Genomic DNA, 19,789 nt, shown 5'->3' with positions numbered 1-19,789 from the left:
CTCCGCACAAACCACGCCGCCGCGATTCGTACGCACATACAACGCGGCATAACCTACGCCGTCGTAAGTTATATGACGAAACAGAGGAAAACGTCAACAAGCCGCCAATATCAGCCTACGTAGCCGGCAACCGCCGGCAACCGCACGCACCCACCAGCGATCATCCATCGCAGAAACGGAACCACAGCACATCATGCGCACCGAATACACCACCCCCGGTTCGATCGTCGTACGCGACGACGAGACCCTGTACTCACTCCTCACCGACCGCATCGCGCGCACCGGAGAGGACACCGTCATCGCCTCGCGCAAACTCGGCCCGGGCCGCTGGGACGACATCACCACCGGCGAGTTCCACCAGCTCGTCCTCGCCGCCGCCAAGGGCCTCATCGCGTTCGGCATCGGCAAAGGCGACGCGGTCACCCTGTTCTCCGCCACCCGCTACGAGTGGGGCATACTCGACTTCGCGCTCGCCGCGATCGGCGCGGTGAACGTACCGATCTACGACACCGATTCCGCCGCGCAGGCCGAACGCATCCTCAACGACTCCGCCGTCAAGCTCGCCATCGCCGACGACCGCGAGCGCTTCGACCGGCTCGACTCGGTCAAGGACCACTGCCCCGCTTTGCAGCAGATCCTCATGATGGACGGCAACGCGCTCGGCGCCCTGCAAGGCTTCGGCGTCACCGTCTCCGACGAGGAGCTCGACGAACGCATCGCCTCGGTGCGCGCCGACGACCTCGCGACGATCGTCTACACGTCCGGTTCGACCGGCGCTCCGAAGGGCGCGGAGCTCACGCACCGCAACTTCCTGTCGATCGTGCGCGCGGGCTACGAGTGCCTGTCCGAGGTGATCTGCGACGATCATCCGCGTCTGCTGCTGTTCCTGCCGCTCGCGCACTGCTTTGCACGGTATATTCAGTACTGCTCGATCGGCTCCGACGACGGCGTGGTCGGCTACCTGCCGGACACGCGCTCGCTGCTGCCGGACCTGCGTTCGTTCCAGCCGACGTATCTGCTCGGCGTGCCACGCGTGTTCGAGAAGGTGTACAACGCAGCCTCGCAGAAGGCCGGCATGGGCTTCAAGGGACGTCTGTTCGCGAAGGCCGTGGCCGCGGCGCGCCAGTGGTCGCGCGATGAGCAGGCGGGCGTGCCGCATTCGGCGAAGGCGATCGCCGAGCGGGCGACGTACGAGGCGCTCGTCTACCGCACGATCCGCGGCGCGCTCGGCCCGCGCATCCGGTACGTCGCGTGCGGCGGCGCCCCGCTCGACCCGGATCTCGCGCACTTCTACAACGGCATCGGCCTGCCAATGATCCAGGGCTACGGCATGACCGAAACGGCCGCGCCGTTCACCGTGACCCGCGTGAGCGACAACGTGATCGGCACGGTCGGCCAGCCCGCGCCCGGCTCGTCGGTGCGCATCGCGGACGACGGCGAGCTGCAGGTGCGCGGCGAGAACGTGTTCCGCGGCTACCACAACCTGCCGGAGAAGACCGCGGAGGCGTTCACCGAGGACGGCTGGCTGCGCACGGGCGACTTGGCGAGCATTGACGACGAGGGCCGCGTGACGATCACCGGACGCAAGAAGGACATCATCATCACGGCCGGCGGCAAGAACGTGTCGCCGATCCCGCTCGAGCAGGAGATCGTCAAGTGCCCGATCGTGGAGCATGCGGTGGTGGTGGGCGACCAGCGGCCGTTCATCGGCGCGCTCGTGACACTCGACCCGGACGGTCTGGCCGCGTGGCTGCCGGCGCACGGGTTCGCGGCCGATCTGCCGATCACGGACGCCGCGCAACTGCCGGATGTGCACGACGAGATCCAGCAGTACGTCGACAAGGCGAACGCGACCGTGTCGCGCGCCGAGTCGGTACGCAAGTTCGTGGTGCTCGACCAGCGGTTCACGCAGGACAACAAATGCCTGACGCCGAGCCTGAAGGTGGTGCGCCCGGCAGTCAACCGCGTCTTCGCGGACGTGATCGACCAGCGCATCTACGCCGGCAAGCGATAAGGCACGCGGCACGGCCGCGACACGGGTTCATGAGGAGAGGGCATCGTCCCCTCTCCCTCATGGCGGAAAAGGCTCGCTGAGACGGTGCTCAGCGAGCCTTTTCCGCCAGTATGATCCGTGCGTGGCAGAAAACGCTCGCTAAGAGAGACCTTGGCGAGCGTTTTCTGCCACGCAGGATGATGCAGTGGCGGTTTTCGCTCGCTCACGGATGTCCATGCGAGCGTTTTCTGCCACGCGGGAACAGCCGTCACAAGCCGTTGTCGGACATACAGAGGTTTTCGTCGTAGCGCGTGATGACAGTGTCGGGCGAATCGGGGTCGGACGGGATCGCAGGCTGGTGCTTGAGCACGTAACCGGTGAATCCAGATCCAAACGAATCCTCGTCCTTCTGAATGCCACGCGCGAACCGCTTGTCGGAGATGACGACCGCGCCGTCACGCCACCACCACTCGCGGATCTGACCTTTGCCGTCGTGATGGATCGTGGCGGGCCGGCCGGAATCGTCCTTCTCGGCCCAGTCGGCGGCGGCGCTCGGATCGAACCACAGCACACGCACCGACACGCCGCCGACGGCACCGCTGCCGCTCGTGCGGGACGGTCCGACACCACGGACGACCAGTCGCAGCACGGACTCGCGGCCGGCGCGCACGTCGCTCATGAATCGGTCGATGCTCGCGTCATCCGCCGTCTCATAGGCCGGAAATTCCTCGTCGTCGACGCCATGCCAGTCATACGCGGCCTGGCCGCCGTACACGTAGCCCCGCGCGGTCAGCTGGTCTTCGGTGACGTTCGGGTCGAGCGAGACGAGTTCGTCGTAGATCTTCTGCGCGCTGACGCTCGTGGTGCGCTGCCAGACGAACGCGCCGGTGACGATCACCGCGAACGCGAGGAACGCGGCGAGCAGCCACCACCACATCGGCCGGCGGACGGAACGCGACTGGTTGGCCGTACCCTTCACCGCACCATTATTCACACCGGCGTACAGGGCGGAATCTGCATACGATCCGCCTTGCGAACACCGCAGATCGTTCTGATCGCAGGCATTTCGATCATCCGCATATGACTGGCCGCCGGCATGCGATGCCGGTGACTGGTCGATCCGCTGCATGTTGTTCATCGACGTGGGATTCATGATGACCTCCCTGAGATCATGCCGTATGCCGGGACGTTCCGGACGAGCGGCTTATGTGACGATGATGTCACGATACGACGCGCCCGTTGCCGCATGCCACCGTACGACATGCGATGCATGACATGGTCGGCGCCGTCCGGCGGCCACACACACGACTCACGGCTGCCGTCACTGCATGGCGTAAGTCTTGACGTCGTTCCCGTACGTGCCGTTGACGTAGGTCTTCCGCTGCGAGTCGGACGCCGCCCACTGCACCGGCACCACGGTCAGCCCCGACGTGTTCGTCCCGTCGAGGAGGATCTCATAGGTGTCCATCAGCCCGCCCGGCGCAAGCGTTCCCATGCCGACTGAATAATGGTTGTCTCCCACCTGTTTGCCCGACGCGTCGCGCAGCACGTATGTCACCGTCGCCTGATCGAACGAGACCTGCGTGTCGTTGCGCACGACGAAGTGCACCTCGTGCGATCCCTCATGCGGGGTTTCCTCGGAGAAGCCGGCGACCTGGATCATCGCGCCGTCGGCCGTGTCCGTCGACGTCGAGGCGGCCTTCAGACGTTCGTTCTCCTTGGTGAGCTCCTTGTTCGTCGCGGCCAGCTTGTCGTTGGTCGCCACCAGTTCGTCGTTGTGTTTGGTGAGGTCGTCGTTCTCGGACTTCAGCGACCCCTGCTCGTCGGCGCTCGTGGCCTTGTACTGTTTGAGTTGCGTCTCGGCCGTCTGGGCCTGCGATTCCAGCCGGTGGACGTCCCCGGCACGGCCGAGCCAGCCGATGCACAGTCCCAGCGCCAGCGCGATCATCACGACGATCGCTGCCGTACGCGCGGGGATGCTACGGGCGGCGAGCGGATCGTTGCCGGCGGCGGGGACGTTGGCCGCAGCAGCCCGGCCAGTGACCGTATGATCATGAGCGTCATCGGCCGGCCGCGCGTCGGTCGCGCCTGTTGAGACAGCCGTATCCGTCGCGTCCGCAGTGGTTGCCGAGTCCGCGGCGGATCGTTCGTTCGCCGCGCTCTCGTTGCCCATCGTCGATGATGTCGTCTCGTCGTTCATGACAGTCCCCTCTGGTCATCCGTTTCCAGTTTACCCGCGCATGGTTCGTATGCATCGATGCATCCGGCGGATTTCCGCGGTTGTTTGCCGTTTGGCCAACTTCTTTCGGCGGTGGGGCATGGCGTGCGATGCGACATGCGGTGCATGACATGGGTTCGTCGTTTCCGTGCCGCATCTGTCTAGACTGGACGGCATGGAGCAGTATGCGCAGCATCGATCGGTTTCGATCGCGATGGTGGACAACGACCGTATGGCGTTGATGGCGTTGTCGTCGCTGCTGACGCGCGCCGGGTTCACGGTGATGTGGACGGCGCAGTTGGGCGCGGCCGCGATCCAACGGTGCATTCGTGCGCAGGACCGGCCGGACGTGCTGTTGGTGGATATGGCGCTGTCCGATATGACCGGCATCGATGTGTGTCAGGCGGTGCGCCGGTGGGCGCCGGACCTGCCGATGATCGGCGTGACCGCCTACGATCCGGACGTCTATCGTGACGCGGCGGTCGCCGCCGGTGCGGCCGCGGTGATCAGCAAGGACGATATCTCCGCCATCGCCGCCGCCGTTCGCAGGTTCTTCACACGCCGGCAATCCGCGATCATTGCCGATCACACCGCAAGCGAGTCGCACCGAACCTCCACATCATCGGCCGGCCTCCACGAATCCCCCACTCAGGCATCCGATCCGCACACCGATCCTTCACAACGTCATCCCGTCTCCACAACATCCCCATCGGATCGCCCCGTCTCCACGCAACCTTCACCACCCCAGCGGTCCTTCGCATTATCCACACAACAGACCGCGATCATGCGCATGTACGCCGACGGCCGGTCAACCGACGAGATCGCCGTCGCGCTCGGCATCTCGAAAGGCACGATCTTCTCACAGGTCGCGCGCGTACGTGAGAAACTGCACGCCCGCGACCGCGACGAGGCCGTAGCCCTGTGCCGCCGCTACCTCAGGATGTGACCCGCATGCCGAAGATGAGTACCAGCAAACAACTCCTCTGGGATGCCCGCACCCGCGTGCTGCTGGCGTGCGCATCGATTCCGGTGATGATCGAGACCGCGTATCTGTATGGCATCGGCGACGGCGACGATACGACGATGCTGTTCATGCTGCTGGCGATCGTCGGATGCCTGCTCATGGCCCTGCTGCCGCGCATCGGCGGATGGGCGGTCGTCGCCCTGTGGACCGCACGGTGCGTCGTACCGGCGACGACGCCGTTCTCGCCGTTGTTCTGCCTGCTCATGGCCGTCACGATCATGGCGTATCTCAATATCGGCATGGCATTGGCGGCGGCGGTCGTGGCAGAGGCCGCGACCGCCGCGCGCATCTGGCTGTATCCGTGGGATTCGTCGGTGTTCGTGATCGTGTGCGCCACGGCCGCGTTCCTCATGGTCGCGCTGTGGCTCGGCTCGATGATGGGCTGGCGGGAGCGGCAGGAGATCGAGGAACGGGAGCATGCCGAGCTGGTGCGGCGCGTCGCCGATCAGCAGCTCGCCACGCAGCTGCACCATTCGGTCGCCAACGATCTGACCACGATCCTGCTGCTGTCCAAGCAACTGCAATCAGATACGGACGGTTCCGATCAACGCATCGCGAACGATCACGATACCATCACATTGATTGAACAGACCGCGCAGGAGTCCCTTGCCAAGGTACGCACGCTGATCGCCGGACTGGACCGGCAACCGGCGACGCAGCCGAACGCCGCCGAACGCTTCGCCGGGCACCAGCCGCCCGACCGGCAGCCGGCATCCCCGACGGCGACAACGCCGAACGGCCAGCTGACCATGATCACCGCGGACGAACTGCGGTCGGTCGCGGCGTCGCACGACGCCCGGCTGCATGCGAACGGGCTGGACGGCGCGACCATCATCAGCGGCGAGGCCTCCGCCGCATGCACCGCCGAACGCAAGGCCGCGCTGCTTGACATCCTGCGCGAGATCGTCGGCAACATGATGAAGTACGCCGATCCGGCGGCCGGCTACTGCATCGCGGTCACGCTCACGCCCGGACTGACGACGCTGTCCGCGTCCAACGGGGTGCGGCAGGCGGCCGTCGCGACGACGATGCCCGACGATGCGCTCAGCGGCGGGACCGGTCTCGACCGATGCCGCCGGATTGCGGCGGGACTCGGCGGCGAGTTCACCACGGAGCATGACGAGGCGTCGTGGAGCACGTTGCTGAAGCTGCCGCTGGCGTGATGGCGGAGAGGTGCTGAGGCTGGTCGCGCGGCTCCCCTCAGTCCGCTGCGCGGACAGCTCCCCTCAGCGAGGGGAGCCAAACCATGCGCCGGACTGGCTGGCCGATCGAATCGACGGTGATCCTCAGTGAGGGAAGCCGGCACGGACCGCACGCAAACCGGTGAACGTCAGCCGGCGATGACGGTGAGGTTCCAACGGGGCATGGTGAGGGCGTCGCCGGCGGCCACGGCATCGCCCTCGTGCAGGGTCAGCGCCGCGGTGGCGGGTTCGTCCACGAGGCCGTTGACGGCGATAATCTTCGGCGCGACGACCACCTCGCCGGCGACCGGACTGGCGAACGTCACCGGGTCGGCGGAGTAGTTGAGCAGGTAGGTCACCGTCTCGCCGCGGGCGTTCACACCCTGCCGCACCGTGATCGCGGCAGGAGCCACGGTGCCCGAAGGTTCCACAGCAGCGTCCCCGCTGGCGGTCGTGCATCCGCATGCATCGGCGGGAACGACATCCTCCGCACCGGCATCCTCGGCGTCAGCATCCGCATCGCCGGCAGTAGTACCGACAACCGCCGTCACGCACAGCGTCGCGACGCCCGCCACGTCCAACGCCTCGCGCATCACGGCACGCGTCGTGTCCGGGTCGAGCACGGTGCCGATCCACTCGGCGGTGCCCTTGCCGAACGCGTGACGGGTGATCGCCGCGCACTCGGCCCACGCGTAGTGGCCGTAGTGCGCCAGCACCTGCGTGGCCGACGAACCGGCAGCGTCGTCACCGTCCGTTCCGTCGACCGTCCCAGGATCCGTCGAGATCGCAGCGGCCATCCCATCAACCGCGGTCTCGCAACCAGCGCCACCGTCAATCGTCCCGCCGGCAACCCCGCCGAATCCGTCACCGGCCGCAAACCGCGCGTCGTCATTCGGCTTGAGCAGTTCGATCAGCGTATCGGCCGGTGCGTCCGGCACCCCGGCGAGCGCACCCGCAACACCGGCACCATCCGCACCGACAACGCCCGTGCCGCCACCGAACACGACCGGCACGCGTCCCTTCGGCGGCGTGAACTGGTTGTAGCTCATGCCGAATACGTCGGTCAGCCGGTGCGGCGCGCGATCGTGCCATACGGTCGTCTCCTCGTCGGCGACGAACGAACGCAGCGTCGAGATCAGGTGGCCACCGTTCGCCACGTACTCGCGCAGTCGCGTGATCGTCTCGTCGGACGCGCAGTACAGCGCGGGCGTCACGATCACCGCATACGATGCCAGCCGTTCGGCCGGCGCGTCGGCCGGCAGGACATCGCATTCGACGTTGAGCTCGAACAGCGCGTCGTAGATGCGCCGCACCACGTCGTTGTAGTCGGCGGTGCCGTTGCCCCACTTGTTGCCGGTGCCGATATGGAATCCCTCAAGCGCGCTCAGCGCCTCGTTCGACACCATGATCGCGACGCGGTTGCGTTTGCGCAGATGCAGCAAACGTTCGCCGATCTCGGGCCGCGCGATCTCGCGACCGAACACGCCCGCCTCCTCGTAGGTCGGGTTCGGCTCGAGATCATGCGAAAGCAGGCCCTTCCAATACGTTTCGAACGAGTTGTGGATCGAATGCCAGTGCCAGTATTCGACCATGTCCGCGCCGGACGCGAGGTGCGAGTAGGCCTGCAGCCGCATCTGCCCGGGGAACGGCAGCCAGCCGTGGTTGCCCTGCGCCTCGGTTTCTAACACCAGGTAGTTAGCGCCGTCCTTGAGTGAACGAGTGAGGTCGCCGCCGAACGCGATCTCCTTGCCGGTCAGGTCGTCCTGGGTCGGATGGTAGATATCGCAGCCGGCGATGTCGAGCGTGCGCGCGGCCGTGAAATGGTCGACGGCCGGCTGGACGCCATACGAACCGTCCTTCCAGCCGAAGTCGAAGTTCTGTGTGACGAACTGGTCGTCGCGCGCGTATTCGCGTACGATCGACGCCTGCCAGTCGAGGAATTCGGTGACCTGCGCGCGGCGGAAGCGGTCGAATTCGCCGCGCAGCGACTGGTTGATCGTGTTGGCGACGTCGGGGAAATCCTCCCACGCGTTGATGCGGTTCGACCAGTAGTCGAGGCCGAAGTGCGCGTTGAGCATGTCGAGATCGCCGTGGAATTTGCCGCGCAGGTACTTGACGAACAGCGTCTGCATGTCCTGGCTGACGCAGTCGTAGTACTTGGTTTCGTTGTCGACCTGATAGCCGATGACGGCCGGATAGTCGGCGACGTGCGCGATGAGCCTGCGAATGACGCGCTCGGCGTAGTAGCGGTACGATCCGTTGACGATGTCCATGATCTGCCGCGGGCCGTATTTGCCGGGGCCGTCCGGGGTGACGGCGAGCACGTCGGGGTGCATCCGCACGAGCCAGGTCGGCACGGCGTAGGTGGGCGTGCCGACGATGACATTGATGCCGTGGCGATGCGCGCTATCTAACGCACGGTCGACATGTGAGAAGTCGAAGACGCCCGGCTGCGGCTCGCAGGTGCTCCACGTCGACTCCGCGATGCGGATGACGTTGATGCCGATATGGTTCATCATCGCCATGTCGGTGTCGATGCGATCGAGGTCCTTCGGCATGTATTCGTCGTAATAGGCCGCCCCGAACAGGAAACGATCCACGGTCCGCTTGCCCACGTCTGCTCCTTTGCGATGCGTCCGGCAGGCGTTCCTCCACGCCGCCGAACCACGATGTTCATCAACTCTGCAAGTACATCAATTATCATATCTAATAATCATTAGATAACATCCAGTATATCGATAACGCAACCATACGCAACCGGAACACGCGCGACACCGCGCAACACACGCCATCAAACGCTCACCGAATAGCCAACGAACGCGCCCGACGAACCGCGAACGCTCAGCGATACCGGTCCCAGATCGGAGATGGGAAGATCATCCGCTCGAACACCAGCCACTCGTCATACAGATCGATCGGCGGGCGGCGCATGAACCGCAGCTGCACGCCGTCCATCGCCTCGATGCACTGGCGTACCACCGGTCGCATCGACTCGTGCCACTCCCCCATCTGCGGCGGAATCCGCCACGTATATCCGCTGTAGTATTCCCACGTCGAATCCGGCCGGCGTTCGAAATAGTCATGCAGCGGGTGATCGGGGCTGAACGCCTCGGTCTCCAGCACCATGTACAGGCGCATGAGCTCGACGCGTTGCGCGTTATGGCGCACGAGATAGCGCAGGTACGCGGGGAACAGCATGCCGTGCGGATCGCTGCCGGGCAGCCCGGTCTTCATGAAGTCGTCGGGGGTGCCGGTCGCGTCATACGCATCGGTGACGAGCATCGACAGCAACCCCTCCTTGGTGCCGACATAGTGCAGCAGACCGGGCTGGCTCATGCCCACCGCATCCGCGATCTCACGCAGCGACGTACCGTAGTATCCCTTCTCGCCGATCAACCGCACCGCCGCATTGACGATCTCGCGCCGTCGCTCGTCGGGCGTCTTGCGCACCCGCTTGGTCCCGCCGCCGTTTCCTGCCGTCCGTGTCGCTGCCGTGTTCGTCATATCCGCCAGTGTAACGAGGACTCATCCTTTCCGCGTGGTCCGACATCATCGCGCTTTTCACAAACCGAGAGGCAGATTTCGTCCCGTACAAGGGTCTTTCTCCACACTGAGAGGCAGCTCTCGACGAAACGTCAGCCAGAATGCGCCGGAAACGATACGAAAGGGGGTGTGAATCCATCGGATCGGCATAAGACACTGCCTCTCAGTGTGGAGAAAGACCTCTGCGCAACGCACAATCTGCCTCTCAGTATGAAGAAAGGCCGCCCGGCACATACGTGTCGAACGGCCTTATCAAGCACCGATTATGAATCAGTGACGGAGTCATTAATGACGGTTGTCGAGACGATGGACCATCTCGCTCAGCTCCAGTTCCTTCTCAAACTGGCGGGCGTTGGTGTTCTCGTCGATGACGGCGAGTTCGACGCCGGCGATGCGGGCGAAGTCCTCCCACGCCTCACGACCGACGGAGGTGGTCATGCAGGTGTGGTGCGAGCCGCCGGCGGTGATCCAGCACTGGACGGCGGTCTTCAGACTCGGCTGCGGCTTCCAGACGGCGCGGGCGCACGGCAGCTCCTTGAGGGAGCCCTGCGGCTCGACGACGTCGACCACGTCCATGAGCAGGCGGAAGCGCTCGCGCACGTCGGACATGGAGACGACGACCGCGTCCTTCTTCGGGGCGCCGGAGAAGACCAGACGCACCGGATCGGCCTTGCCGCCGATGCCGAGCGGGTGGATCTCCAGCTTCGGCTTGGCGATGGTGCCGATGGACGGGGAGACCTCGAGCATGTGGGAGCCCATGTCAAGCTCGTCGCCCTCGGTGAAGTTGTAGGAGTAGTCCTCCATGAGGGAGGCGCCACCGGGCAGGCCGTAGCCCATCACGGCGCCGATGCGCACGAGCACGGCGGTCTTCCAATCGCCTTCGGCGGAGAAGCCCCAGCCATACTCGGACGGGAAGCGCTGCGGGCCGACGCCCGGCAGCTGCGGCAGGGCGCCGAGGTCCTCGAAGTTGTCGACGCCGGCGGTGCAGCCGTTCTCGCGCATCATGTTGACCATCGCGGCCTCTTCCTTGGCGGCGATGTACAGGGAGTCGTACTTGGCGTCGAGCAGGGCCGGATCGACGTCGTACTTGGCCTTGTAGTCCTCGATGATGGCCTTGACCTGATCGTCCTTGACCTTGTCGTACGCGGCGACGAGCTCGTTGACGGCCCAGGTGTTGATGGAGGCGCCGAACACGCGCTCGGCTTCGGTCTTGTCGCCTTCGGTGACGGCGACGTTGCGCATGTTGTCGCCCCAGCGCATGACCTTCATGTTGTTGGAGGCGTCCCAGCCGGCGCAGGCGCGGGCCCAGGTGCCGACCTTCTCGGCGACCTCCGGGTCGGTGTAGTGGCCGACGACGATCTTGCGCTTGATGCCGAGACGGGAGACGATGTAGCCGAACTCACGGTCGCCGTGGGCGGCCTGGTTCAGGTTCATGAAGTCCATGTCGATGGTCTCCCACGGGATCTCCTTGTGGTGCTGGGTGGCCAGCTGCAGCAGCGGCTTGGTCAGCACTTCGAGGCCGCGGATCCACATCTTGGCCGGGGAGAAGGTGTGGCACCAGGTGATGACGCCGATGACGTTCGGGTTGGCGGAGGCCTCGACCATGAACTGCTTGACGCCGTCGGAGGACTTCAGGGTCGGCTTGAGGACGATCTTCGCCGGGATCTTGCCGGTGTTGTTCAGGTAGTCGACCATTTCGGCGGAGTGGATGGCGACCTGACGGAGCGCCTCCTCACCGTAGAGGTCCTGCGAGCCGACGCCGAACCAGATTTCCTTGCCCTCGAAGGGGTTTTCGAATGCCATATCAGGCTCCTTTGTACTTCTTTGTGAAAAAAATTACTTGATCAGTGCTGGCGAAGTCAGCGGTGACGTGATGCGTGTGTCCGCAAGACGCGGAAGGCGAAGGCGTACGAAGGTACGTCGAGTCTTCCGTAACGCAGCGGACACTCCATCACGTCAGTGCTGACCGTAGACGTTCTGGTAGCGGTCGTTCAGCTTGTCGATGTCGGCCTGCGGGATCTCGATGATGTCGCCGAGCTGCTTGGCGGCCCACATGGTGTGCGCGACTTCCTCGGTCATGGCGGCGGCCTTGACGGCGGCCTCCGCGTCCTTGCCGATGGTGAACGGACCGTGGTTCTGCATGAGGACGGCCGGGGACTTCGGGTACTTCTTGAGCGTCTCGACGACGCCCTCGCCGATGGCCTCGGAGCCGATGAGGCGGAACGGGCCGACCGGCACCGGGCCGCCGAACTCGTCGCCCATCATGGTCAGGCCGCACGGGATGTTCTGACCGGTGGCGGCCCACGCGGTGGCGTAGGTGGAGTGGGTGTGCACGACGCCGTAGACGTTCGGCATGTGGCGGTAGATGTACGCGTGGGACGCGGTGTCGGAGGACGGGGCCTCGGTGCCGTCGACGACGTTGCCGTCGAGGTCGCACACGACCATGGAGCCCGGGGTCAGGTATTCGTAACGCACGCCGGACGGCTTGATGACCATGAGGTCGGCGGTGTGCAGACGCTGGGAGACGTTGCCGGCGGTCCACACGACGAGGTTCCACTTGATGAGCTGCTCGTGCAGGGTGGCGACGACTTCGCGCACCTGCTTGACTTCGGCGCGGACTTCCGGACCGTAATCAGCGAGAGTTGCCATTGGTTTGTTCCTTTCGGTATTGCTTGATTGACGTGATGAAATCTGGAGGGACGACGCGGGCTAGTCTTCCAGCGGGATCGCGGCGACGGCGGCGTGCTCGATCGGCAGTCCCTTGGTGAAGCGGGCGAAGAAGTCCTCGAAGCCGACGACGTCGCGGGCGTCCGGGACTTCGGTGACGGACGTCGCGTCCTTGAACACGCGGCCGTCGAGATAGTCGGCGAGGTTGGTACGGTCGTCGTTCGCGTGCCACAGGTAGTCGGCGAGCACGGCCATGCCCCAGGCACCGCCTTCCGCGGCGGTGGTCATGACCTTGATCGGCGTGTTGAACGCGGCGGCGAGGATCTTCTGCGCAACCTGCGGGGTGGCGAAGATGCCGCCGTGGCCGACGAGCGAGTCGATCTGCACGTGCTCGTCCTTGGTCATCACGTCCATGCCGATCTTGACCGGGCTGAACGCGCTGAACAGCTGGGCGCGCATGAAGTTCGCGAGGTTCATGTGGGCTTCCGGGTTGCGGGCGAACAGCGGACGGCCCTCTTCGAGGCCGGCGAGGAACTCGCCTGAACGGAACGGGTAGTTGATGAGGCCGCCGCAGTTACGGTCGGCGTCGTCGGAGATCGCGGTGCGGAACAGGGTGCCGTACAGCGTGCCCGCGTCGACCGGCGTGCCGAGCGCCTCGGCGAACTGACCGAACAGGCCGACCCATGCGTTGAGGTCGGAGGTGAAGTTGTTGGCGTGGCTCATGCCAGCGAGGTCGCCGGCCGGAGTGGTGACGAGGTCGACTTCCGGGTGCAGGCGCTCGAGCTTGTGTTCGAGGACGACCATCGCGAAGATCGAGGTGCCGGCGGAGACATTGCCGGTGCGCACGCGCACGGAGTTGGTGGCGACCATGCCGGTGCCCGCGTCGCCTTCCGGCGGGGCGAGCACGATGCCGGGCTTGAGGGTGCCGGTCGGGTCGAGCAGCAGCGCGCCGGCCTCGGTGAGTTCGCCGGCCGGGGTGCCCGCGACGAGCGGGGTCGGCAGCAGGTCCTCGAGCTTCCACGGCTGGGCGGCGACTTCGGGCAGCGCGTCGAACTGCTTGATGAACGCGGTCTCGTAGGTGTGGGTGGTCGGGTCGATCGGGAACATGCCGGAGGCGTCGCCGACGCCGAGGACCTTCTTGCCGGTGAGCTTCCAGTGGACGTAGCCGGCCAGGGTGGTGAAGTACGCGACCTTGGAGACGTGCTCCTCCTTGTTGAGCACGGCCTGATACAGGTGCGCGATGGACCAGCGTTCGGGGATGTTGTACTGGAACAGCTCGGACAGCTTTTCGTGGGCCTCGTGCGTGTTGGTGTTCTGCCAGGTGCGGAACGGCACGAGCAGTTCGCCGTCCTTGTCGAAGGCGAGGTAGCCGTGCATCATCGCGGAGAAGCCGATGTGGCCGACCTTGGTGAGCTGTTCGCCGTAGGCGGTGTGCACGTCGTTGGCCATGGCGGCGTAGGCGCTCTGCAGGCCCTTCCAGATCTCCTCGAGCGAGTAGCTCCACAGGCCGTTTTCCAGATGGCTGGCCCAGCTGTAGTCGCCGGATGCGATGGTGGCGTACGTGTCGTCGATCAGCACGGCCTTGATGCGCGTGGAGCCGAATTCGATGCCCAGCGAGGTCTTGCCCGCACGGATCTTTTCGGCGATGGTCGCGACCTGGTCTGTGTCGTTAATTGCCATACTTTCGATCTCCTTGTACCCAGCGCCGAATCCGCCTCATCGGGGAATTGTTAGCGCTCACTGTTAACGCTCACGATTGTATCGTGAGTCGCGACAAACCACAACCCCGTCGTGTCTCAAATCGATACCCCGCCATAACCGCCGTCTATAGCGCCTTAGCCCCCCCCCAACAGACGTCCTACCCTCAGCAAACATCCCACTCCCCATCAATAGACGTCCTTCTCCCCCAACGGACGCTCTTCTCCCCCAACGTACATACAGCCGAAAACCACCTTCCGATCGGCTGTATGTACGTTGGGAAAACGAAACATCATCCAACTTCCAGGAACAAGACCACCCCATCCCTCACGGACATACAGCCGATATGACCACACCAATCGACTGTATGTCCGTTGACCTAATGAGACATCATCCAATTCCCAAGAACAAGGTCACCCTCTCTCCAACGGACATACAGCCGAAAACCACTGCCCAATCGGCTGTATGTACGTAAAGGGAAATGGGAATCCACCCCACCACAAGCTTCGCCCCACCTCAACGGACATACAGTCGATATGACTACCTCAATCGGCTGGATGTCCGTGAGAAAAGATGACCACAGCGCAGACGTGACAAGCGTAGACACCAACACATGACCGATCAAACGCCAGTTTCCGTATCCCCCAACGGACATACAGCCGATACAGCCGTGTACATCGGCTGGATGTCCGTCGAACAAGCACAGCAGAGCATGCAAACGAGTAACAGACAAGTCCCACTTCTTAACGGACATACAGCCGATCAGATACCCCGAATCGGCTGGATGCCCGTTGAGGGGAATACGTCACGGCGGGGGACACACGGTGCAACCACCGAAATCATCAAGCGGCACGACGACGGATACACAGCACCACGGCGGATACACAGCACGACGGCGGACACGCAATACAGCACCGCAATCCCGCCGGCCGCACGCGCTACCGGCGCGTGGTCGGCCCGAGCGAGGACCGGTTGATCACCTTCGCCGGGATCAGCCCGACGCCGTGCGACGACGCGGCGAACGCGACCTCGTCACCCTCCCCCAGCAGATGCAGCACCTCGCGCATGGCCACGGAGCCCAGCTGTTCAAAATCGGGCCGCACGGTCGTCAGTGGCGGATACATATTGTCCATCGCCGGCATGTCATCGAAACCGACCAGACTCACGTCCTGAGGAATCCGCACGTCATGTTCGTGCAACGCACGCGCCACGCCGACCGCCTGACTGTCGTTCGCGCACACCACCACGGACGGCAGCGCGCCGCCCGACTGGCCGATCGAATCCAACAGATGGTTCATCCGCCCGTACGCCTCGGCCGAATCCCACGTCTCGCACCGCACCGTGACCGAGCTGATCGCCTTCGCGCGCGTCAGCTTCACCCACGCATCCAGTCGCGTCGAGGCGTCCCGCCATTCGGACGGTCCCGCGAAATACAGCGCGCGGCGATGCCCGTACTCCCCCAGTAGTCGCACGATCTCCGCCATCGCACCCCACTGGTCGATGCCGACCATCGACACCCTGCCGTGGTTGCGCGAACGGATCAGCCGCAGCCCCTCGCTCATGCCGAGCGCGCCGTGCGTGGACGTGACGAACACGCGCGGCTGGCTGACCTGCGTGCGGCACGCCGCCTCGAACATTACGTCGGTCGGGGTCAGGAAGATGAACGCGTCGACGTTCTGCTCGTTGAACGTGCCGCATAGTTCCTCGAATTCGCGCTGCGTGCACAGCGCCTCATGCACCATCATCACCGACATGAACAGGCCGTGCTGGCGCGCGACCGTCTCGATGGACGAGATGGCCGAGATCGGGCCGAAGAAGCGCATGCCGCCGGCGATCAGGCCAATGGTGCGCGACCGGCGCGAGGCGAGGGCGCGCGCGGAGTTGCTCGGGTGGTAGTCGAGCTGCTTGATGGCGGCCTGCACCTTGGCGCGCGTCGCGTCGGACACGTCCGGCGAGTTGTTGATGACGCGCGAGACGGTCTGGTGACTGACGCCGGCCAGTTTGGCCACTTCGAACATGGACGGTCGTTTGCCGGCGCTCCGATTGCTTCCCATACGTCAAACCTCCCGCATGATGTGCCGCTGTGCCGCATTGCTGTTGTTCAGCATACCGTGTTACCGGGCGCAACACGGTGAGAGCGCTAACAATCTTGATTTTTCTTGTGTTACGGAATACATGAACGGTCGCTTTTCGCCCCCTTAACGGACATACAGCCGATTACCGGGGCAAAATCGGCTGTATGTCCGTTAAGAAGATAGGAATAAGGACGACAAAGATCCGGAACGGTCACCGTGTCGGTCACTGACACGATCACCGACGCGGGAGATGGCCGGACGGTCGCGTCAGGTGAGCTTCCAGCTGACGCGATGCAGGTCGGACGGGCCGTATTCGACAATGGCGGCGCGGTGCGCGGCGGAACCGTAGCCCTTGTTATGCGCCCATTCGTACGGCGCGTATCGCGGATCCGACTCGGCGATCTCGGTCATGAGCCGGTCACGCGTGACCTTCGCGATGACGGCGGCGGTCGCGACCGTGGCGCAGTGACGGTCGCCCTTGACTTTGGTGACGATGTGCGCGGGTGCAGGGACGGCCGGCGCGTCGAACGTGCCGAGCGCCTTGGTGATGTAGTCGTTGGGACCGTCGAGGATACCGCCGACGGACATCGCCGTGCCCCGCAGATCCAGCGACCGTTCGACGTCGTCGAGCGCGCGCAGGGCCGCGACGCCCAGCGCATACGAGATGCCCCAGTCGTCGATCTCCGTGTTGCTGGCCGCGCCGACGGCCCACGCCGCGCACCACGCCTTGAGCGGCTCGAAGATCGCCTCGCGACGATGTCCGGTGAGCATTTTGGAATCGGCCACGCCGTCCGGCACGGTCAGATCGTCCAGATCACGCGACCATACCGCCGCCGCGCCGACCATCACCGGACCGGCGAGCGATCCGCGGCCCACCTCGTCGAATCCGACGATCAGATCGTAGCCCTGTGCGGCCAGATCACGTTCCACCGTGAGCGTGGGAATCTCCTGAATCGCCATCGGTCACTCCGTCCCGTCAGCCAGTACCGCGAATCGCACACCGGCGCGTCGCACCAGTCAGTCACTATGTCACGGTCACCATGTCAACAGTCAATACGCTGTAGTCAGTACGTCACCGTCAACAGTCAATGTCACCGTCAACAGTCGACATCAGCCAGTACGCCGGCCGACACAGCATCAGGCCGGCCGCAACGATCACCGGTCCGCGTCCGGCACCGCGGCGAACACCTCGTGATGCCCGCTGAGCGGTGCGATGCGGCTGAGCGGCCAATAGCGCGCGAACGCCACGCCGACCACGTCACTCACCGGCACAAGGCCGTGCGCGCCGTCGTCGGGATGATATCGGGAATCGGCGGAACGGTCGCGGTTGTCGCCCATCACGAACAGGTGCCCCTCGGTGACCTCGACGCGGAACGGGAACGAGCTCGGCGCGACGCCATCGTTGAGATACGCGCTTTCGTCGATCGCCACGCCGTTGACCTTGATCGGCTGGCCGGCGCCGTCGCATTCGACGACATCGCCCGGCAGGCCGATCAGTCGTTTGATGAGATAGTCGCCGCCGAGACCGCTGCTGCTTTCGGCCGACAGCCAGTTCGCGGGATCGTGGAAGACGATGATGTCGCCACGCTGGAGGTCGAAGATCTTCGGCGTGAGTTTCGTGGTGACGACACGGTCGCCGGGTTCGATCGTGCTTTTCATCGAACCGGTGGGGATGACGTAGCAGCCGATGAGCAGGACGCGCACCAGCAGGATGACGATCACCGGCACGCCGCACCAGATCAGGAAGTCGCGCCAGCCACCGGACTGTTCGGACTGCGCCGGCCGGCGACGCTTCGCCGCGGAACCGCCGGCGTCCGCGAAACCGCCGGCGTCCGCGAAACCGCCGGCATCCGCGAAACCGCCGGACTGCGCCGGCAACGGATCGGGGTTGATCCCATGGTCGGCCACCATCAGCGTGTGCCGGTCCTCGTCATTCGACTGCATATGCCACTCCTTGCCCGGTCCGGTTTCCGGTCATCCGTCCATAGCGCCGGTCTCGCCTCGGCGAGTCTCACCTCGGCGAGTCCCGGTGGCCCCGGCGACACGCCATGCCGGCGACGGACATCAATGCTCTGAGGTCCCATCATACGGGACGAATACGCAAACAGCCCGGAACCGTACGGTCCGGGCTGCAGTACGCGTTAGGCGAAACTCACCACGCTCACTTGGCGGAGTTGTCGCGACGCTCGGCGATACGAGCGGCCTTACCACGCAGGGCGCGCAGGTAGTACAGCTTCGCGCGACGCACGCGGCCACGACGCACCAGCTTGATGGAGTCGATGGACGGGGAGTGCACCGGGAAACGGCGCTCCACACCAGTGCCGAAGCTGATCTTGCGGACGATGAAGGTCTCGTGCACACCAGCACCGTGACGGGCGATCACCACGCCGGTGAAGGTCTGGATACGGGAGTTGTTGCCTTCCTTGATCTTCACGTTCACGTCGACGGTGTCGCCGGGACGGAAGGCCGGGATCTCCTCGGCCGGCTTCATGTGCTTGGCGTCGAAAGCGTCAATAGCGTTAGCCATGTTCATTCCTTAGTCGCTGCCGCATATCAGCCACAATCAGGGTCTGCCCTCGCGTGTTGCGCGGTTGCGGGCGCTGTTGCGCGCCTGTCCGCCAGCGATCGGCGACCGAATCGTTTCTCCTTCGGGTTTGCCCTCGGGAAGCCTGTCAATCCGCCGGAAGACTGGCCTCGGCGCTTGACGCGCGGCCGTCCGGCTGGACCCTCGGAGAGACCGGCTTATGCGGCGACCTGCCTCTCGACACAGCAATCACTCAATGTACCGCAGCATCCCGACAGCATGGTCGAGGACGCACTATTCGCCGGTTATCCACGCTGAGAGCCATCTCAGCGTGGATAACCGGCGAATAACCGACCACCGATACCGGCACGATCCGATTCAGCGGCGCATGAGTTCGGCGACGGCGGCGCGGATAGCGGATTCCGCGGCGGTCGGATCGTCGATGGTGGCGACGGACCGCTCGATCGGGCACAGGCCGGTGCGGGCACGGTTGAGGATACGCGGCACCAGCGTGCCATAGCTCGCCGCGATACCGTTTGCCCGCAGCGCCGCCAATCCGGCCTCGCTCATGGTCTGCGCGTAGACGGTACGCGCCCCGAGCCGCGCGTACAGCAGCGCCGCACCCTTGCCGACCACACGGTCGGCGGCCGAGGATCCGGCAAGTGACCGCCCGGCTGCCAGCCATTGCAGCAGCGGACGCACACCGCGTCCCGTACCGGTCAGCGTCGTCGTTCGCCCGTCCTCATCATCGGTACGGCAGGCCACGCAGCCAAGCGAGTCATCATCCAGCAGCACGGCCTTCGCACGGTCGAGATCGGTGGCAGCAGACGAATCGGTCATCACGTCTCCTTTCATGCGATGGCCCC

Annotated in this window: 15 protein-coding genes; 3 read left to right on the top strand and 12 right to left on the bottom strand. The window is 64.7% G+C overall.

What is annotated here, in order from left to right; translation table 11 throughout:
* Positions 1-193 precede the first annotated feature (193 nt).
* Positions 194-2,014: an AMP-dependent synthetase/ligase gene (locus DSM100688_RS03915; protein ID WP_152357847.1), complete on the top strand. Its 1,821-nt coding sequence runs from the start codon at positions 194-196 to the stop codon at positions 2,012-2,014.
* Between the two features lie 247 nt (positions 2,015-2,261).
* Here DSM100688_RS03915 and DSM100688_RS03910 read toward each other — a convergent pair whose 3' ends face one another.
* Positions 2,262-3,146 (bottom strand): hypothetical protein, encoded by an 885-nt coding sequence (locus DSM100688_RS03910; RefSeq protein ID WP_152357846.1) that lies wholly within the window; start codon positions 3,144-3,146, stop codon positions 2,262-2,264.
* Between the two features lie 168 nt (positions 3,147-3,314).
* Complete coding sequence (locus tag DSM100688_RS03905) at positions 3,315-4,193, bottom strand: FxLYD domain-containing protein (protein ID WP_152357845.1); 879 nt, start codon at positions 4,191-4,193, stop codon at positions 3,315-3,317.
* 193 nt (positions 4,194-4,386) lie between these two features.
* On the opposite strand from DSM100688_RS03905, the gene DSM100688_RS03900 reads away from it, so the two are divergent.
* Positions 4,387-5,157, top strand: coding sequence for a response regulator transcription factor (locus tag DSM100688_RS03900; RefSeq protein WP_152357844.1), 771 nt, complete (start codon positions 4,387-4,389; stop codon positions 5,155-5,157).
* A 5-nt stretch (positions 5,158-5,162) separates the two neighbouring features.
* On the top strand, positions 5,163-6,398 hold the full coding sequence (locus DSM100688_RS03895) for a sensor histidine kinase (RefSeq protein WP_152357843.1): 1,236 nt from the start codon (positions 5,163-5,165) through the stop codon (positions 6,396-6,398).
* A 167-nt stretch (positions 6,399-6,565) separates the two neighbouring features.
* Here DSM100688_RS03895 and DSM100688_RS12045 read toward each other — a convergent pair whose 3' ends face one another.
* The 10 genes from DSM100688_RS12045 to DSM100688_RS03840 all read right to left on the bottom strand — a co-directional run bounded on the left by DSM100688_RS12045 (position 6,566) and on the right by DSM100688_RS03840 (position 19,763).
* Positions 6,566-9,031 carry a beta-galactosidase gene (locus DSM100688_RS12045; RefSeq protein WP_276607805.1) on the bottom strand — a complete coding sequence of 822 codons (2,466 nt, stop codon included), beginning with the start codon at positions 9,029-9,031 and terminating at the stop codon, positions 6,566-6,568.
* 226 nt (positions 9,032-9,257) lie between these two features.
* The gene (locus DSM100688_RS03880) at positions 9,258-9,920 is read right to left on the bottom strand and encodes a TetR/AcrR family transcriptional regulator (RefSeq protein ID WP_152357842.1); all 663 of its coding nucleotides are present in this window, start codon (positions 9,918-9,920) and stop codon (positions 9,258-9,260) included.
* Between the two features lie 324 nt (positions 9,921-10,244).
* Positions 10,245-11,762 (bottom strand): L-arabinose isomerase, encoded by a 1,518-nt coding sequence (araA, locus tag DSM100688_RS03875; RefSeq protein WP_152357841.1) that lies wholly within the window; start codon positions 11,760-11,762, stop codon positions 10,245-10,247.
* A 153-nt stretch (positions 11,763-11,915) separates the two neighbouring features.
* Positions 11,916-12,608, bottom strand: a complete 693-nt coding sequence (locus tag DSM100688_RS03870; protein WP_033494540.1) for an L-ribulose-5-phosphate 4-epimerase — start codon at positions 12,606-12,608, stop codon at positions 11,916-11,918.
* Between the two features lie 60 nt (positions 12,609-12,668).
* Complete coding sequence (locus DSM100688_RS03865; RefSeq protein ID WP_152357840.1) at positions 12,669-14,306, bottom strand: xylulokinase; 1,638 nt, start codon at positions 14,304-14,306, stop codon at positions 12,669-12,671.
* A gap of 956 nt (positions 14,307-15,262) precedes the next feature.
* Positions 15,263-16,342, bottom strand: a complete 1,080-nt coding sequence (locus DSM100688_RS03860) for a LacI family DNA-binding transcriptional regulator (RefSeq protein WP_420837475.1) — start codon at positions 16,340-16,342, stop codon at positions 15,263-15,265.
* A 324-nt stretch (positions 16,343-16,666) separates the two neighbouring features.
* Positions 16,667-17,359 (bottom strand): ribonuclease HII, encoded by a 693-nt coding sequence (locus DSM100688_RS03855; protein ID WP_152357838.1) that lies wholly within the window; start codon positions 17,357-17,359, stop codon positions 16,667-16,669.
* Positions 17,360-17,554: 195 nt separating this feature from the next.
* Positions 17,555-18,310 (bottom strand): signal peptidase I, encoded by a 756-nt coding sequence (gene lepB / locus DSM100688_RS03850; RefSeq protein ID WP_420837474.1) that lies wholly within the window; start codon positions 18,308-18,310, stop codon positions 17,555-17,557.
* A 250-nt stretch (positions 18,311-18,560) separates the two neighbouring features.
* The gene (gene rplS / locus DSM100688_RS03845; protein WP_152357836.1) at positions 18,561-18,926 is read right to left on the bottom strand and encodes a 50S ribosomal protein L19; all 366 of its coding nucleotides are present in this window, start codon (positions 18,924-18,926) and stop codon (positions 18,561-18,563) included.
* A gap of 375 nt (positions 18,927-19,301) precedes the next feature.
* Positions 19,302-19,763, bottom strand: coding sequence for a DUF1893 domain-containing protein (locus DSM100688_RS03840; protein WP_163146807.1), 462 nt, complete (start codon positions 19,761-19,763; stop codon positions 19,302-19,304).
* Between the last annotated feature and the right edge of the window lie 26 nt (positions 19,764-19,789).

The organism is Bifidobacterium ramosum (assembly GCF_009299505.1).
GTDB lineage: Bacteria > Actinomycetota > Actinomycetes > Actinomycetales > Bifidobacteriaceae > Bifidobacterium > Bifidobacterium ramosum.
Note: the sequence above shows the minus strand (reverse complement) of the source record. Positions and strands in the feature narration are given on the sequence as shown.